This is a genomic window from Ruania alkalisoli (assembly GCF_014960965.1).
In the GTDB taxonomy this organism is placed as follows: Bacteria; Actinomycetota; Actinomycetes; order Actinomycetales; family Beutenbergiaceae; genus Ruania; species Ruania alkalisoli.
On sequence record NZ_CP063169.1, the window covers coordinates 1,927,433 to 1,942,467 of the forward strand.

General features: G+C 67.4%; 14 protein-coding genes. 10 read left to right on the forward strand and 4 right to left on the reverse strand.

The window, feature by feature from the left end; translation table 11 throughout:
- Positions 1-24: 24 nt before the first annotated feature.
- Both fabG and fabI read left to right on the forward strand, forming a co-directional pair.
- The gene (fabG, locus tag IM660_RS08455; protein WP_193498884.1) at positions 25-741 is read left to right on the forward strand and encodes a 3-oxoacyl-ACP reductase FabG; all 717 of its coding nucleotides are present in this window, start codon (positions 25-27) and stop codon (positions 739-741) included.
- Positions 742-813: 72 nt separating this feature from the next.
- The gene (gene fabI, locus IM660_RS08460) at positions 814-1,581 is read left to right on the forward strand and encodes an enoyl-ACP reductase FabI (protein ID WP_193498885.1); all 768 of its coding nucleotides are present in this window, start codon (positions 814-816) and stop codon (positions 1,579-1,581) included.
- Positions 1,582-1,636: 55 nt separating this feature from the next.
- Here fabI and IM660_RS08465 read toward each other — a convergent pair whose 3' ends face one another.
- Entirely contained in the window at positions 1,637-2,257 is a 621-nt protein-coding gene (locus tag IM660_RS08465; protein ID WP_193498886.1) for a GyrI-like domain-containing protein, read from the reverse strand.
- A gap of 113 nt (positions 2,258-2,370) precedes the next feature.
- Here IM660_RS08465 and IM660_RS08470 point away from each other — a divergent pair, with 113 nt between their 5' ends.
- Positions 2,371-2,901, forward strand: a complete 531-nt coding sequence (locus tag IM660_RS08470) for a SixA phosphatase family protein (protein WP_193498887.1) — start codon at positions 2,371-2,373, stop codon at positions 2,899-2,901.
- Between the two features lie 12 nt (positions 2,902-2,913).
- Here IM660_RS08470 and serB read toward each other — a convergent pair whose 3' ends face one another.
- Positions 2,914-3,561 (reverse strand): phosphoserine phosphatase SerB, encoded by a 648-nt coding sequence (serB, locus tag IM660_RS08475; RefSeq protein ID WP_193498888.1) that lies wholly within the window; start codon positions 3,559-3,561, stop codon positions 2,914-2,916.
- 24 nt (positions 3,562-3,585) lie between these two features.
- Positions 3,586-4,830 carry a glucose-1-phosphate adenylyltransferase gene (gene glgC, locus IM660_RS08480; protein ID WP_193498889.1) on the reverse strand — a complete coding sequence of 415 codons (1,245 nt, stop codon included), beginning with the start codon at positions 4,828-4,830 and terminating at the stop codon, positions 3,586-3,588.
- A gap of 94 nt (positions 4,831-4,924) precedes the next feature.
- Here glgC and glgA point away from each other — a divergent pair, with 94 nt between their 5' ends.
- The gene (gene glgA, locus IM660_RS08485; RefSeq protein ID WP_193498890.1) at positions 4,925-6,121 is read left to right on the forward strand and encodes a glycogen synthase; all 1,197 of its coding nucleotides are present in this window, start codon (positions 4,925-4,927) and stop codon (positions 6,119-6,121) included.
- Here the strand turns inward: glgA and IM660_RS08490 are convergent.
- The gene (locus tag IM660_RS08490) at positions 6,097-6,903 is read right to left on the reverse strand and encodes a hypothetical protein (RefSeq protein ID WP_193498891.1); all 807 of its coding nucleotides are present in this window, start codon (positions 6,901-6,903) and stop codon (positions 6,097-6,099) included. The two genes, glgA and IM660_RS08490, sit on opposite strands and share 25 nt — an antisense overlap.
- 103 nt (positions 6,904-7,006) lie before the next feature.
- Here IM660_RS08490 and IM660_RS08495 point away from each other — a divergent pair, with 103 nt between their 5' ends.
- The 6 genes from IM660_RS08495 (at position 7,007) to IM660_RS08520 (ending at position 15,008) form a co-directional block, all read left to right on the forward strand.
- A complete protein-coding gene (locus IM660_RS08495) occupies positions 7,007-7,828 on the forward strand; it encodes an ABC transporter ATP-binding protein (protein WP_193498892.1) in 822 nt (273 codons plus the stop codon).
- A gap of 108 nt (positions 7,829-7,936) precedes the next feature.
- On the forward strand, positions 7,937-8,422 hold the full coding sequence (locus tag IM660_RS08500; protein ID WP_193498893.1) for an NfeD family protein: 486 nt from the start codon (positions 7,937-7,939) through the stop codon (positions 8,420-8,422).
- Positions 8,423-8,547: 125 nt separating this feature from the next.
- Positions 8,548-9,762: an SPFH domain-containing protein gene (locus tag IM660_RS08505; RefSeq protein WP_193498894.1), complete on the forward strand. Its 1,215-nt coding sequence runs from the start codon at positions 8,548-8,550 to the stop codon at positions 9,760-9,762.
- Between the two features lie 171 nt (positions 9,763-9,933).
- Positions 9,934-11,664, forward strand: a complete 1,731-nt coding sequence (locus IM660_RS08510) for an ABC transporter ATP-binding protein (RefSeq protein WP_193498895.1) — start codon at positions 9,934-9,936, stop codon at positions 11,662-11,664.
- Positions 11,661-13,733 (forward strand): ABC transporter ATP-binding protein, encoded by a 2,073-nt coding sequence (locus IM660_RS08515; RefSeq protein WP_425503873.1) that lies wholly within the window; start codon positions 11,661-11,663, stop codon positions 13,731-13,733. Before IM660_RS08510 ends, IM660_RS08515 begins: the two co-directional genes overlap by 4 nt.
- Before the next feature lie 102 nt (positions 13,734-13,835).
- Entirely contained in the window at positions 13,836-15,008 is a 1,173-nt protein-coding gene (locus tag IM660_RS08520; RefSeq protein ID WP_193498896.1) for a glycosyltransferase family 4 protein, read from the forward strand.
- The last annotated feature ends 27 nt before the right edge of the window (positions 15,009-15,035 follow it).

Here is a 15,035-nt window from a genome sequence, read left to right on the forward strand (position 1 = left end):
CAGCGAGATCGAGAGGAACAAGCGGTGAGCGAAGAGCAGAAGCAGGGCCGGACCGTGGTGGTCACGGGTGCCAACCGGGGGATCGGACGGGCCATCGCCGAGCGGTTCGTGGCCGACGGCTTTCGGGTGGCGGGGATCGCCCGCTCCGATGACCTTCCCGAGGGAGTGTTCTTCGCCCACGCCGATATGACGGACACCACCTCCGTGGACGCCGCATTCACCGCGATCGAGGAGCACCAGGGTCCGACGGAGGTGCTCGTGGCTAACGCAGGTATCACCAAGGACACATTGCTGATGCGGATGACCGACGAGGAGTTCACCGACGTGGTGGACGTCAACCTCACCGGGGTGTTCCGCTGCGTGCGCCGGGCGACCAAGGGAATGATCCGCAAGCGGACCGGGCGGATCATCATGATCTCCTCGGTGGTGGGGCTGTACGGCTCACCGGGGCAGGTCAACTACGCGGCCACCAAGTCGGGGCTGGTGGGGATGGCGCGATCCATCACCCGTGAGCTCGGCGCGCGGGGTATCACCGCCAACGTCGTGGCTCCTGGGTTCATCGACACCGCCATGACCGCCGAGTTGCCCGAGGCCACCCAGGAGAAGTACCTGGCCTCCATCCCGGCCGGGCGCTTCGGTGCGACGGACGAGATCGCCGACGCCGTCGCCTTCCTCGCCGATGCTGGATACGTCAGTGGGGCAGTGATCCCGGTGGACGGCGGTCTCGGGATGGGGCACTGAGCAAGCGATTCCTCGACGGTGCCGGCGGCCGCTAGGCTCGGTGCCGGAACACGCCACGACGAGAGGGACACGATGGGACTGCTGGACGGGAAGACGCTGCTGGTGACGGGTGTGCTCATGGAGAGCTCGATCGCCTTCTCCGTGGCGCGCCTGGCGCAGGAGCAGGGTGCGACTGTGGTGCTCTCCTCGTTCGGTCGGCAGCTCAAGCTGACCCAGGCGATCTCGCGCAGGCTCCCGCAGCCTGCACCCGTGGTCGAACTCGACGTCACCAACGATGAGGATCTGGCGGCGCTGGCTGATCGTGTGCGCGAGCACGTCGATCACCTCGACGGCGTCGTCCACTCGATCGGATTTGCTCCGCAATCGGTGATGGGTGGCAACTTCCTCGCCGGGGAATGGAAGGACGTCTCCACCGCGGTGGAGATCTCCGCGTTCTCCCTCAAGTCGCTCGCCGTCGCCGCGCAGCCCTTGTTGACGCGCGGGTCCTCCGTGGTGGGCCTGACCTTCGACGCCCAGTATGCCTGGCCGGTCTACGACTGGATGGGCGTGGCCAAGGCGGCCTTCGAGGCGACCGCCCGGTACCTCGCCCGTGACCTCGGCCCGGAGGGCATCCGGGTCAACCTCGTCTCCGCCGGGCCCCTGCGTACCACCGCGGCCAAGTCCATTCCCGGTTTCGAGGCGATGGAGGGCGGCTGGCCCGACCGGGCGCCGCTGGGATGGGACGTGTCGGACGCCGAGCCGACAGCCCGGACGATCGTCGCGCTACTCTCGGACTGGTTCCCAGCGACCACGGCGGAAATCGTGCACGTGGACGGTGGCGTGCACGCGATGGGGCTGTAGGGCCTCGTTTTCAATTCGCGCACGTCCGAACGGAATGGATGGATCGGCTGCCGGTTCAGGCTGAGTCCCGCTCCACCGGCTGGCGCAGGATCGTCCGCAACCGCTCGGCCGGCACCCGCCGGGGGTCGTTGAGGTAGATCTCATGGTGGCGACCGGTCATCCGTAGCCCCTGGTTGGGGATGAACTCGGTGTGCATGGCGGCGAGCACGGGCGCCTCATCGTCGTAGGACCCGACGTGCAAGGTCTGCACACTGAGCCCCTCGTCCAGGGCCTCGAAGCGGACGTGGTCCAGTGCGTGGGCGCCACCTTTGCGACGTACCGTGTCCCGCGCTGCCTCGACCTGCTCGGTTGCGAGCCAGTCCGGGACGACGATCATCACCGTCCAGGACCACCGTGACTTGTCCCGGGCGGTGGTGAACGCCGCCATGTCCTCGGCCCACCAGAGCGCCTCCAGCGGCGGCACCACGTAGTCCCGGTCGAGCTCACGCTTGCTGAAGAACTTCAGGGTGTACGCGAATGGATACAGCGATCCCACAGCGTCGGCGTAGGCCTGTGAGGTGTTCGGGTCGCCCTGGCCGTCGACCATGAGGTACTGCAACGACGGGACCTCGACGATCGAGAAGGTGCCCCGCCGGGCGGTGTACGAGGGAATCTGCTTCTTCAGGTCAACCTTCACCTGTCCCAGTCTTCCTCATTCGAGCCCCGCTCCTGCGGAGGAAACCCCGCTCCGCGTAGCTGCGCCAGACTCGAAGGCGCCAACGGATTCGATTGCGCCCTTAGGCTGAAGGCATGAACTCCGCCTCCCAGCGCCTGGTGCTGCTGCGGCACGCGCAAGCCGAGCACGGCGCCCTGCGGGACGTCGACCGTGCCCTGAGCCTGGACGGTCGCGCCCACGCTCGTCTCGTGGGCGAGCGCCTGGCGGCCGCCGACCTCGTGCCGGATCTGGTGCTGTGCTCGGTCGCCGTGCGCACCCGGCAGACATGGCAGCTGGTGGCCGGGGGTATGGCCGAGCGGACTGAGGGCGTGGAGGTGCGTTACCTCGACGACCTCTACGAGGCGGATCTGAGCGACGTCCTGGACGCGATACGAGGCGTTCCGGAACACACGCCGACGGTCCTGGTGGTGGGGCACGAACCGGTGACCTCCGCCGTCGCGCACCTGCTCGCGGCACCCGGCTCGCAGGAGGCCGCCCTCCACCGCGTACGCACCGGTATCTCGACGTCGATGGCCGCCGTGCTCACCCCGAATGTTGCGTGGCCTGATATCGGCCGCCGCACGTGCGTGTTGACAGAGCTGATCAGCGGACGTCAGAGCGGCTGAGCCTGCGCTGTGTCACAGCCAGGTGAGCACCTGGTCCAGACCACCGTCGGTGATGGCGCGATCCGCCTGTGCGGCCACCACCGGCTTGGCATGGAAGGCGATCCCCAGACCAGCGGCCGCCAGCATGTCCAGATCGTTCGCGCCATCGCCGATCGCGACCGTATCGATCAGGTCGATCCCCTCCTCGGCGGCGAAGGCGCGCAACCAGGTCGCCTTCGCGGCACGGTCCACGATCGGTCCCGCGACGCGGCCGGTCAGCACCCCCTCGCGTGCCTGGAGCCGGTTCGCGCGCACCCGGGTGATCCCCACGTCATCAGCGATCGGATCGACGATCTCGTGAAAGCCGCCCGAGACCAGTGCGAGCGGCCAGTCCCGGGCCTGGGCCGCCGTCACCAGCTCGGCCGCCCCCGGGCTCAGGGAGATCTCGGCACGGACTTCGGCGAGCACCTGCACCGGGAGGCCGGCCAGAGTCGCTACCCGCTCGGTCAACGAAGCGGCGAAGTCCAGCTCGCCGGCCATGGCCCGTTCGGTGATGGCCGCCACCTGCTCGCCGGTGCCGGCCCGAGTGGCGAGCAGGTCGATCTGTTCTGCGGTGATGAACGTGGAATCCACGTCCATCACGATGAGCCGACGACGTCCCTCACCCATGCTGTGACCCATGCGGGAGATCCTGCCAGGGCAGGCTCAGTCCGTGGCGACCCGCCCGTTCTTCGGGACGACAGTGATCCCGCCGTCGGTGACCGTGAAGCCACGTGCGGCATCCTGCTCGTGGTCCACGCCGACGGTTGCACCGGCCTCGACGATCACACCTTTGTCGAGGATGGCACGGCGAACTGTCGCGTGCCGGTGCACCGACACCCCGTCCATCAGGACGGCGTCGGTCACCTGCGACCAGGAGTTCACCCGGACGCCAGGGGAGAGAACGGATCCGGAGACCTCACCACCAGAGACGACCACACCGGGGGAGATGATGGAGTCGGTCGCGTGCCCCACCCGATCCTCGACGGCGTGCACGAACTTGGCCGGTGGTAGTCCGGTGTACCCCGTGTGCAGCGGCCAGGAATTGTTGTAGAGGTTGAAGACCGGCTCAACGGCGATCAGATCTCGGTTCGCCTCGTAGTAGGCGTCCAGCGTCCCGACATCGCGCCAGTAGTCGCGATCACGATCCTTCGAGCCGGGAACGTCGTTGTCGATGAAGTCGTACAGGCCGCACTGACCCTTGGAGACGAAGTGGGGCACGATGTCGCCGCCCATATCGTGCTTGGAGTCGGCGCGGGCAGCGTCTGAGGTGACCGCGTCCACCAGGGCATCGGCGTTCATCACGTAGTTTCCCATCGACGCGAGCACCTCATCGGGTGAATCCGCCAGGCCGGGTGGATCGGCCGGCTTCTCCAGGAATGCGGCGATCTTGCGGGGGTCGGAGGAGTCGGCGTCGATCACTCCGAACTGGTCGGCCAGCGACTTCGGTTGCCTGATGCCGGCCACCGTCATATCCGCGCCGGACTCGATGTGCGAGGCGACCATCTGGGAGAAGTCCATGCGGTAGACGTGATCGGCCCCGACCACCACCACGATGTCCGGCTTCTCGTCGTCGATGAGGTTCAGCGACTGGTAGATCGCATCGGCGCTGCCGAGGAACCAGTTCTTCCCGACCCGCTGCTGGGCCGGGACCGGAGCCACGTAATTGCCCAGCAGTGCGGACATCCGCCAGGTTGTGGCGATGTGCCGGTCCAGAGAGTGGGACTTGTACTGCGTGAGCACCACGATCTTCAGGTAGCCGGAGTTCACCACGTTCGAGAGCGCGAAGTCGATCAGGCGGTAGATCCCGCCAAAGGGAACCGCGGGTTTTGCCCGGTCCTGCGTCAGCGGCATCAGCCGCTTCCCTTCGCCGCCAGCCAGAACGATTGCGAGAACCCGTGGTGCTGCCATGCTCAGAACCCTAGAGTCATCAGGCGGCTTGCACCATCCCAACCCGCCACCAGTTTTTTGAGTTCACCTGGGTACCAGGACGAAGGAGTAAGCGATGCGTGTCGACATCCTCACCCGTGAATATCCACCCCATGTTTACGGCGGTGCCGGCGTGCACGTCGACGAGCTCTCACGGGTGCTGCGCCAGCACCTCGACGTGCGGGTGCGGTGCTTCGACGGGCCGCGCACGGATGAGGCCGTGACCGGATACGACGTCCCGACCGCCCTCTCGGGGGCCAATGCGGCGCTAGCCACCCTCGGTGTCGACCTGCAGATGGCCAACGACCTCGCCGGTGCCGATCTCGTCCACTCCCACACCTGGTACGCCAACATGGGCGGTCATCTCGGTGGTCTCCTGCACGGCATCCCGCACGTTGTCTCGGCGCACAGCCTTGAACCGTTGCGCCCCTGGAAGGCCGAGCAGCTCGGCGGCGGTTACGCCCTTTCCAGCTGGGCCGAGCGGACGGCATACGAGGGAGCCGCCCGCATCATCGCCGTCAGCGCCGGGATGCGTGCGGACATCCTGCGTTGCTACCCGCAGCTCGACCCCGAGAAGGTCGTGGTGGTGCACAACGGCATCGATCTGAACGCCTGGCAGCGACCGGGGGAGGCGGAGAGCGCGCAGATCGCCCGTCAGCACGGGGTGGACCCGGACAGGCCGGCGGTGATCTTCGTCGGTCGTATCACCCGCCAGAAGGGACTGCCGCACCTGCTCGCCGCGGCCCATCAGCTACCGCCCGAGGTCCAACTGGTCCTCTGTGCCGGTGCGCCTGACACCCCCGAGCTCGCCGCGGAGGTCACCGAAGCGGTCGCTGAACTTCAGCGCACCCGGACGGGGGTGGTCTGGATCGACCAGATGCTGCCGCGTGCGGAGGTCGTCGGGCTCCTCGCCGCTTCGACGGTGTTCGTGTGCCCCTCGGTGTACGAACCGCTCGGGATCGTCAACCTCGAGGCCATGGCGGTCGGGGTTCCGGTGGTGGCCTCGGCTACCGGCGGGATCCCGGAGGTCGTGGTGGACGGTGAGACCGGGCGGCTGGTTGCGCTCGAGCAGCGTCAGGACGGGACCGGGACCCCGCTGGATCCGGAGAAGTTCGAGGCCGATCTCGCGCGGGCCCTGACCGACGTCTCCACCGGTACTGAGCAGGCGCGGAGGATGGGGCAGGCAGGGCGACGGCGCGCCGAGGAGCTGTTCTCCTGGGGCGCCATCGCCGGGCGCACACTCGAGGTCTATCGCGGTGTGCTGGGCGGCTGAGGAGCCGGGGCGCTGATCGTGGCCGCGACCATGGCGCGACGTGCGGCCGTGGCCACGTGGCGCATGGCGGCACTTCGCTGATCGACCTGCCAGGCGTTGACGGCAGCCCCATGGTCCTGGGAGGCCAGCCGCACGATCGCGTCCAACCGGGCCGCGCGTACCAGCAGGTCCAGCCGGCGCCGGTCCACCCGTTCCGGAAGCCGGCGGGCCAGATCACTCGGCACCACGCCGGAGGCGAGATCAGCGATCTGCTCGGCTGCCTCGGGGCGCCATCGCGCCACGTCCATACGTGTCAATGCGTCGATCGCGATCTCGAGAGCCTCCGTCAGGCTCCGACGGGCGTCCGCGGCCGAGTCCGGCACGGGCACCCGGCCGGCGTCGTGACGTAGGTGCCAGGTCACCATGGCGCCCGGCTCCCACGCCGAACCGAACTCCAGCACGTGGGGGAGGGCCACCACGGTAGGCTCCGCAGCGGTCCCGACGGCGACGATCGCCTCTCCCACCACGCTCGTCTCGTCAGCGAGCGCGGCGGGCACCCCGATCTCCCCAGGGACCGGCAGCGCGGTGTGCACCACCGACGTCGAGCCGCTGAGATCGAGCAGCAACCCCGCGAGGGGAGCCTCGCGTCCGTCCGGTTCGACCACGGTGTGTGGCTCGTCCTCACCCTGGACGGCGCGGACGGCGGTTTCCGCTGCGGCCGGCAACCCGGCCGGGTCGGGGACGGTGCGCAGCTCGTCCACCCAAAGGGCGGCGAGCACGCTGCGCGGCAGATCGATCGGCACGGCAGGCAGGCTAGATGAGGGTGCGGGCCCGTGTCACACCAGCGGGCGGCGAGTGCCAGTGGCTGTGCTCAAGGGAGGGCGGGCGGACCGATAGGCTCACAGCATGGGTGATGTGCTCCAGTTCGACGATGTGACGGTCCGCCGAGGAGACAAGGCCATCCTCGACTCGATGACATGGTCGGTGGAGGAAGGCGAGCGTTGGGTCGTGCTCGGCCCCAATGGCGCCGGGAAGACCACGGTCGCGGCCCTGGCCGCAGCGCGGATGCACCCCACAGGCGGGCGTGTCGTCGTCCTGGGCGAGGAGCTCGGCAAGGTTGACGTCTTCGAGTTGCGGCCACGGATCGGTTTGTCCAGCGCTTCGCTCGCTGACCGGATCCCGAGATCGGAGCGGGTGATCGACGTGGTCCTCACCGCGTCGTATGGCATGACCGGCAGGTGGCGGGAGTCCTACGAGCAGCTTGATATCGGTCGCGCTCGTGACCTACTTGCCGCTTTCGGGATGGCCGGATTCTCCGAACGGCTCTTTGGCACGCTTTCGGAAGGTGAACGCAAGCGGGTGCAGATCGCACGGGCGTTGATGACTGATCCCGAGTTGCTGATCCTCGATGAACCCGGTGCCGGGCTGGACCTGGGCGGCCGCGAGGAACTGGTGGCCGCTCTCGGTGAGCTTGCTGCCGATGTGACGTCACCGGTGCTGGTGTTGGTGACCCATCACGTGGAGGAGATCCCGCCTGGCTTCACCGACGGCCTTCTCTTGCGTGAGGGGCAGGTGGTGGCGGCTGGAGAGCTGGAGTCGGTGATGACGCCGCAGCACCTGTCGGCCACGTTCGGGCTCGATCTGGTGGTCGAGCGCCACGGTTCCCGTTTCGCGGCACGTGCCCTTGCGGGCGAGCCCGGTGTGCACGAGGCGAGGGCTGCCCACTAGGACTCGCCCTCGATCCTGGGCAGTTCTGCCCACCCGGGGCCGGATGTCGACCCGTGCACTTCGGGTCGGCATGGATAGGATGAGCAGAACGAGACGGGGAGGAGACCCATGGACCTGGGCTGGCTGTGGTGGCTCGGTGCCGCGTTGATTCTCGGCGTGGTGGAGATGCTGACCGTCGATCTGCTGTTCCTGATGCTCGCTGGTGGCGCTGTTGCGGCCGCTGTCGCTGGACTGCTGGGTGCCCCCTTCCTGGTGCAGCTGCTTGTTGCCGCTGTCGTGGCCGTCCTGCTGTTGTTCGGGGTGCGGCCATGGGCGCTCGCCAAGTTGAAGTCGACGACCCCGGACGCCAAGACCGGGATCGACGCACAGATCGGGCGCACTGCCACCGTCGTGGCAGACGTGACCGATCGCGCCGGGCGGGTCAAGCTTTCGGGCGAGGTGTGGACCGCCCGCAACGAGCAGCGCGGAACGGTGCTGCCAGCTGGGACGGACGTGGTCGTGGTCCGGATCGAAGGCGCCACCGCCTATGTCACGGCGCCCGAGACACCGGTCGATCCGAGTCAGCCCTACGGACCACCCGCGCCGGGCTACTAGTGCCGGCTGATGTGGCGGCAGCAGCCCGTTGCCGGTGCACGGCCATCCAGACACAACCACACATCGTGACAGAGGCGGAGTTGCACGCGTAGCGCCGCCACCAACCACCACATAGAGGGGTCATCGTGGGAGACGCAGGAGCCGTCGTCGGCTTCATCATCATCATCCTCGTGGCGCTGTTCGTCATCGTCGCCATTGCGCGCGCGATCCGGATCGTGCCGCAGGCCGGAGCACTGATCATCGAGCGGCTGGGGCGTTACCAGTCCACGATGTACGCCGGCCTTCATTTCCTTATCCCGTTCGTGGACCGGATCCGCGCCGGTGTTGACCTGCGTGAGCGCGTGGTGCCGTTCCGGCCGCAGCCGGTGATCACCTCCGACAACCTGGTCGTGAGCATCGACACGGTCGTCTACTACCAGGTGACTGACCCCAAGGCCGCGACATATGAGATCGCTGACTACATCCAGGCGATCGAGCAGCTCACCGTCACCACGCTGCGTAACATCATCGGTTCGATGGACCTGGAGCAGACGCTCACCAGCCGTGACCAGATCAACGGCCAGCTCCGCGGGGTGCTGGACGAGGCCACCGGCCGCTGGGGTATCCGGGTGAACCGGGTCGAGCTCAAGGCGATCGACCCGCCGCCGAGCGTGCAGGGAGCGATGGAGCAGCAGATGCGCGCCGAGCGCGACCGTCGCGCTGCGATCCTGACCGCCGAGGGTGTCAAGCAGTCCGCGATCTTGACTGCCGAGGGTGAGAAGCAGTCAGCCATCCTCAAGGCCGAAGGTCAGGCACAGGCTGCCATCCTCAAGGCGCAGGGTGAGTCCCGCGCCATTCTGCAGGTGTTCGACGCCATCCACCGCGGGGATGCCGACCCGAAGCTGCTGGCCTACCAGTACCTCCAGATGCTGCCGGAGATCGCCAACGGTTCCTCCTCCAAGCTGTGGGTGGTGCCGGCGGAGTTCACCGCTGCGCTGGGTTCGATCACCTCAGCGTTCGGCGGCGGCTCCGAGGGCCCTGGTGGTGCACCGGCCGGCGGAGGCGAGAGCCCGTCCGAGGGTGGCGGCGGTCAGACCCGTCGCGAACGCCGTCGCGAGGAGTTCGAGCACATCGAGGGTTTGGACGTCGAGCTGCCGGAGACCTCGCTGCAAGACCCGGCTGAAGCGCTGCGCGAGGCGCGCGGCCAGGCGAGTGAGGCCACAGCGGAGGCCACCCAGGCTGGGGAGTCCAGCGGACGCCCCTTCGACCCGTCCAGCTCTGCGGGGCAGAAGCCGCCTGCTGATGGTGACGTGCCACCGCCGGACGAGCCTCAGCCGTGGCAGCAACGGCCGGAACAGTGAGCGGTCGCCAGCAGTAGGCGGTCGTGCACGTGACGGTCGGCGTGGGGCCTTGTCCCTGCGCCGACCGTGGCGTTTCATCACATGTGCTCGGCAGGCAAGGATCGTCGTCGAGGTGTCCGCCGACCGAGAAATTCTGACGACGAGTTTCCTGACGAGGTGTAAGTTCACGGGGTGCCGAGTCTTCTGCGCGCCTCGCTCGCCCCGTACCGCTGGTCGCTCGTGCTCGTGTGCGCGCTGCAGCTGGTCCAGACCCTTGCGGCGCTCTACCTGCCAAGCCTGAACGCCCGGATCATCGATGACGGCGTGGTCGCAGGTGACACTGCCCTGATCTGGCAGATCGGTGGAGCCATGCTCGCTGTCAGCGCGGTGCAGGTCCTGACGAGCGTGGCGGCGGTCTATATCGGAGCACGGACCGCGATGTCACTAGGGCGTGACCTGCGCGAGGCGCTCTTCATCCGCGTGATGCGGTTCTCCGCACAGGAGATGTCCACACTCGGGACCCCGTCGCTGATCACGCGATCGACGAACGACGTGCAGCAGGTTCAGATGTTCGTCTTCATGGCCCTGACCGCGATCATCATGGCCCCCATGATGCTGGTCGGGGGTGTAGTGATGGCTGTGCGGCAAGATGCCGGCCTGTCGCTGCTGCTCGTGGTGGTGGTGCCCGTGCTGGGCGGCACGATGAGCCTGGTCGCGATGCGGATGGTGCCGTACTTCCGCTCCATGCAGAAGCGGATCGATTCGGTCAATGGCATCCTGCGGGAACAGATCACGGGGATCCGTGTCGTGCGTGCCTTCGTCAAGGAGGCCGACGAGGCCGTGCGATTCGGCGTGGCCAACGCCGATCTGAGGTATGTCGCGGTCAAGGTCGGACGGTTGATGGCCTTCGCGATGCCCATGGTGATGCTGATCGTGAATGTCGCCTCCGTGGCGGTGATCTGGTTCGGGGGTCAGCGGGTCGACGCCGGGATCGCCGAGATCGGCTCGTTGGTGGCGTTCCTGTCCTACCTGATGTTCATCCTGTTCTCGGTCATGATCGCGACGATGATGTTCATGTTCGCCCCACGTGCTGCTGTCTCCTCCGAACGCATCCAGGAGGTGCTGCGTTCACAACCCACCGTGCACCCGCCACTGCGACCCCAGCGGCCGGAGGCGATACGTGGGCTGGTCGAGCTGGACGAAGTGGGCTTTCGGTATCCGGGGGCAGAGAAGGATGTGCTGCACGAGATCGACCTCGTCGCGACCCCCGGGACGACCACGGCGATCATCGGGTCGACCGGTGCGGGCAAGACGACGCTGCTGAACCTGGTGCCGCGGCTGTTCGACGCCACCGCCGGGTCGGTGCAGATCGATGGGGTCGACGTACGTGATCTCGATCCGGAACTGCTCTCGCAGATCATCGGTCTGGTTCCACAGAAGCCGTATCTGTTCACCGGCACCGTTGCCTCGAACCTGCGCTACGGGCGCTCCGATGCCACCGATGCCGAGCTGTGGGAGGCGCTACGAGTGGCTCAGGCGGCCAATTTCGTGCGCTCCATGGACGGCGGGCTCGAGGCCCGGATCGCTCAGGGAGGCACCAACGTCTCGGGTGGTCAGCGTCAGCGCCTGGCCATCGCGCGAGCGCTGGTGCGCCGGCCGGCGGTCTACCTCTTCGATGACTCCTTCTCCGCGCTGGACTATGCCACCGACGCCGCTCTCCGAGCCGCGCTGCAGCCGATGACCCGTGAGGCGAGCGTGATCGTGGTGGCCCAGCGGGTGGCGACGATCCGTGACGCGGACCAGATCCTGGTTCTCGAGCACGGCCGATTGGTGGGCCGGGGCACACATCCGGAGCTGCTCGCCGAGAATGAGACCTATCAGGAGATTGTGGCCTCGCAGCTGAGCGCGGAGGAAGCCGCGTGAGCGCGAGGAGTCCCCGACCGCACGAGGAGGCCCAGACCGGCGGATCGTCGGGGCCGGAGCCCGACGTGACCGCCGGGGAGCGCGCCGATGACTCCGAGTTGAAGGCGCAGGTGAAGATCGAGCAGCGCCCCCGGCCCGGTCCTGGGCCCGGGGGTGGCTTCGGTGTGCCCGCCGAAAAGCCCCGCGATCTGCTCGGTGCTGCTCGCAGAGTGCTCACCGAGCTGCGTACCGACCGCACGTGGGTACTGATTGCGGTGCTGCTCGGAACGGTGGGTACGTTCTTGACCGTCATCGGACCGAAGATGCTGGGGAACGCGACCAACGTCATCTTTGACGGTCTGGTCGGCCGCATGCTCGACCCGTCGATGTCTCGCGAGGAGACGATCGAGGCGCTGCGAGCGGCGGGTGAGGATTCGCAGGCGGACATGCTCGCCGGGATGCCGCAGGTCGTCCCTGGACAAGGCGTCGACTTCGACCGGTTGGCTGCCGTGCTGGCGGTCGTGCTCGCCGTGTACGCCGGCGCCTTCCTGTTCACCTGGCTCCAGGGCCGCCTCATTACCACGGTGGTGCAGCAGGTCGTCTACCGGCTGCGCGAGCGTGTGGAGACCAAGCTCGCCCACCTGCCACTGCGCTACTTCGACAGGCAGGCCAGGGGAGAGGTGCTCTCCCGGGTGACCAACGACATCGACAACATCGCCCAGTCGCTTCAGCAGACGCTCTCGCAACTGATCACCTCCGTACTCACCGTTGTCGGAGTGGTGACGATGATGGTGTGGATCTCCTGGCAGCTGGCATTGGTCGCCCTCGTGACCATCCCGTTGTCTGCCATCGTCGTCGGCCAGATCGCGAAGCGTTCGCAGCCGGAGTTCGTGGAGCAGTGGAAGCGCACGGGCACGGTGAACGCCCATGTCGAGGAGATGTACACCGGACACGACCTGGTGCATGTGTTCGGGCACCAGCAGGCGGCGCAGGCGACGTTCCGGGAGGAGAACGACAAGCTGTTTCGCGCCTCATTCAGGGCCCAGTTCATTACCGGGACGATTCAGCCGGTGATGGGGTGGGTGGCCAACCTCGGCTATGTGGTGATCGCCGTTCTCGGAGGACTGCGGGTGGCGTCGGGAACGATGTCGCTGGGGGACGTCCAAGCGTTCGTGCAGTACTCACGGCAGTTCTCGCAGCCCATCACGCAGATCGCCTCACTGATGAACCTCATGCAATCCGGTGCGGCGTCGGCCGAACGCGTCTTCGACCTACTCGATGAGGAGGAGGAGAGCGGTGACCCGCCGGAACCGGCCGTTCTCGGGACAGTCGCCGGGCGCGTGGCGTTCGAGGACGTCGACTTCTCCTACCGGCCCGATCAGCCGCTGATCGAGGGCCTGACGTTCGTGGCCGAACCAGGCGAGACGATCGCGATCGTCGGACCCACCGGCGCAGGCAAGACGACCCTGGTGAACCTCATCATGCGCTTCTACGAGGTGCAGAGCGGTCGGATCACCATCGACGGCGTCGACACCCGGGAGCTCAGCCGGGGAGACTTGCGATCCCACATCGGCATGGTGCTGCAGGATACGTGGTTGTTCAACGGCTCGATCGAGGACAACATCCGGTACGGAAGCCACAGGCCCGTCACCGACGCGGAGATGCTCGCTGCGGCTGAGGCCACCGGTGTGGACCCGTTCGTGCGCACACTGGCGGAGGGATATCAGACCGCACTGGACGAGGAGGGCACCGCTGGCGTCGCGGTGAGCGCAGGGGAGAAGCAGCTGCTGACCATCGCCCGGGCGTTCATCGCCGATCCGGCGATCCTGATCTTGGATGAGGCCACCAGCTCGGTCGACACCCGGACCGAAGTGCTCGTCCAGCATGCGATGAACGCACTGCGCCGCGGCCGCACCAGCTTCGTCATCGCGCACCGGCTCTCGACCATCCGCGACGCCGACGTCATCCTTGTGATGGAGGACGGGGCGATCGTGGAACAGGGCAGTCATGACGAGTTGCTCGCTGCCGGCGGCGCGTATGCGCGGCTCTACCGGTCTCAGTTCGCGGCGGCAGCAGCCGAGGTGGACTGAAGTACCCGGACCGGGCGAGCTACGCCGTCGGAGTGAGACGACTGTGCAACATCAGCCCATAGGTTGACTCGCTTCCACGTGCCCATCTGCCACGATGCTCGTGTGCGCATCGCTGTGGTCGCAGAATCGTTCCTGCCGCAGGCGAACGGAGTGACCGTTACGCTGCTGCGGTTGTTGGAGTACCTCGCGGCTCGTGGGGACGAGGTGCTCGTTCTGGCCCCCGCGGCCGGGCGTGGCCAGGACGAAGTGACCTGCTACGCCGGCGCCTCAGTGCGCCGGTTCCGGGCCGTCCCCCTTCCCGGGTACGGAGAGTTGCGACTGTCCACCCCGCGCGTGCGCACCCTCGAGGACCACCTACGCTCTTTCGACGCTGACGTCATCCACCTGGCTGCACCGTTTCTGCTCGGCTGGCAAGCCATCGGCGCGGCACGTGCGCTCGACCTGCCCTCCGTCGCGGTCTACCAGACCGAGGTTCCCTCGTACGCGAAGCGGTACCGGATGCGCCAGATCGAACCACTGCTGTGGCGGCGTATCGAGGACATCCACAAGAGCGCCACCCTGTCGCTGGCGCCGTCGAGCTATGCCTGCGGGCAGTTGATCGACCGGGGCGTCCACCGGGTGGCGGTGTGGCCGCACGGTGTCGACCGCGACCGGTTCTCACCGGTGCACCGCGACGACGCGCTTCGTTCGCAGTTGGCGCCCAGTGGTGAGGTGCTCGTCGGCTACGTGGGACGGCTCGCCCGGGAGAAGCAGGTCGAGGACCTCGCCACGGTGCAGGACCTGCCGGGCGTCCGGGTGGTGATCGTCGGTGACGGGCCGCGGGATGCATGGCTGCGGCGGGTGCTCCCGAGGGCGACCTTCACTGGTCGCCTTGACGGCTGCGACCTTCCCCGGATGATGGCCAGCCTCGACGTTTTCGTGCATACCGGGGAGATGGACACCTTCGCTCAGACAATTCAGGAGGCCCAGGCGTGCGGGGTGCCGACGATCGCGCCGGCTCGCGGTGGACCGATCGACCTCATCCAACACGGCGAAAACGGCTTCTTGTATGCGCCGGGCGACCTCGAGGCCATGCGTGCGCAGGTGGCATGGCTGGTTCAGCACCCGGTCAGTCGTGCGGAGATGGGGATGACGGCGAGGGAGTCGACCGACGGCCGCAGCTGGGATGCCGTCAACGAGCAGGTGACGGTCCACTACCGCAACGCTATCCGCTTCGCCGAACGCGACCGGGAGGCCGGCCACCGGCCCGCGCGGCGGTGGTTGCTGACCCGCTAGAGCGTCTCAGTACCCGAGCGCGGAGTC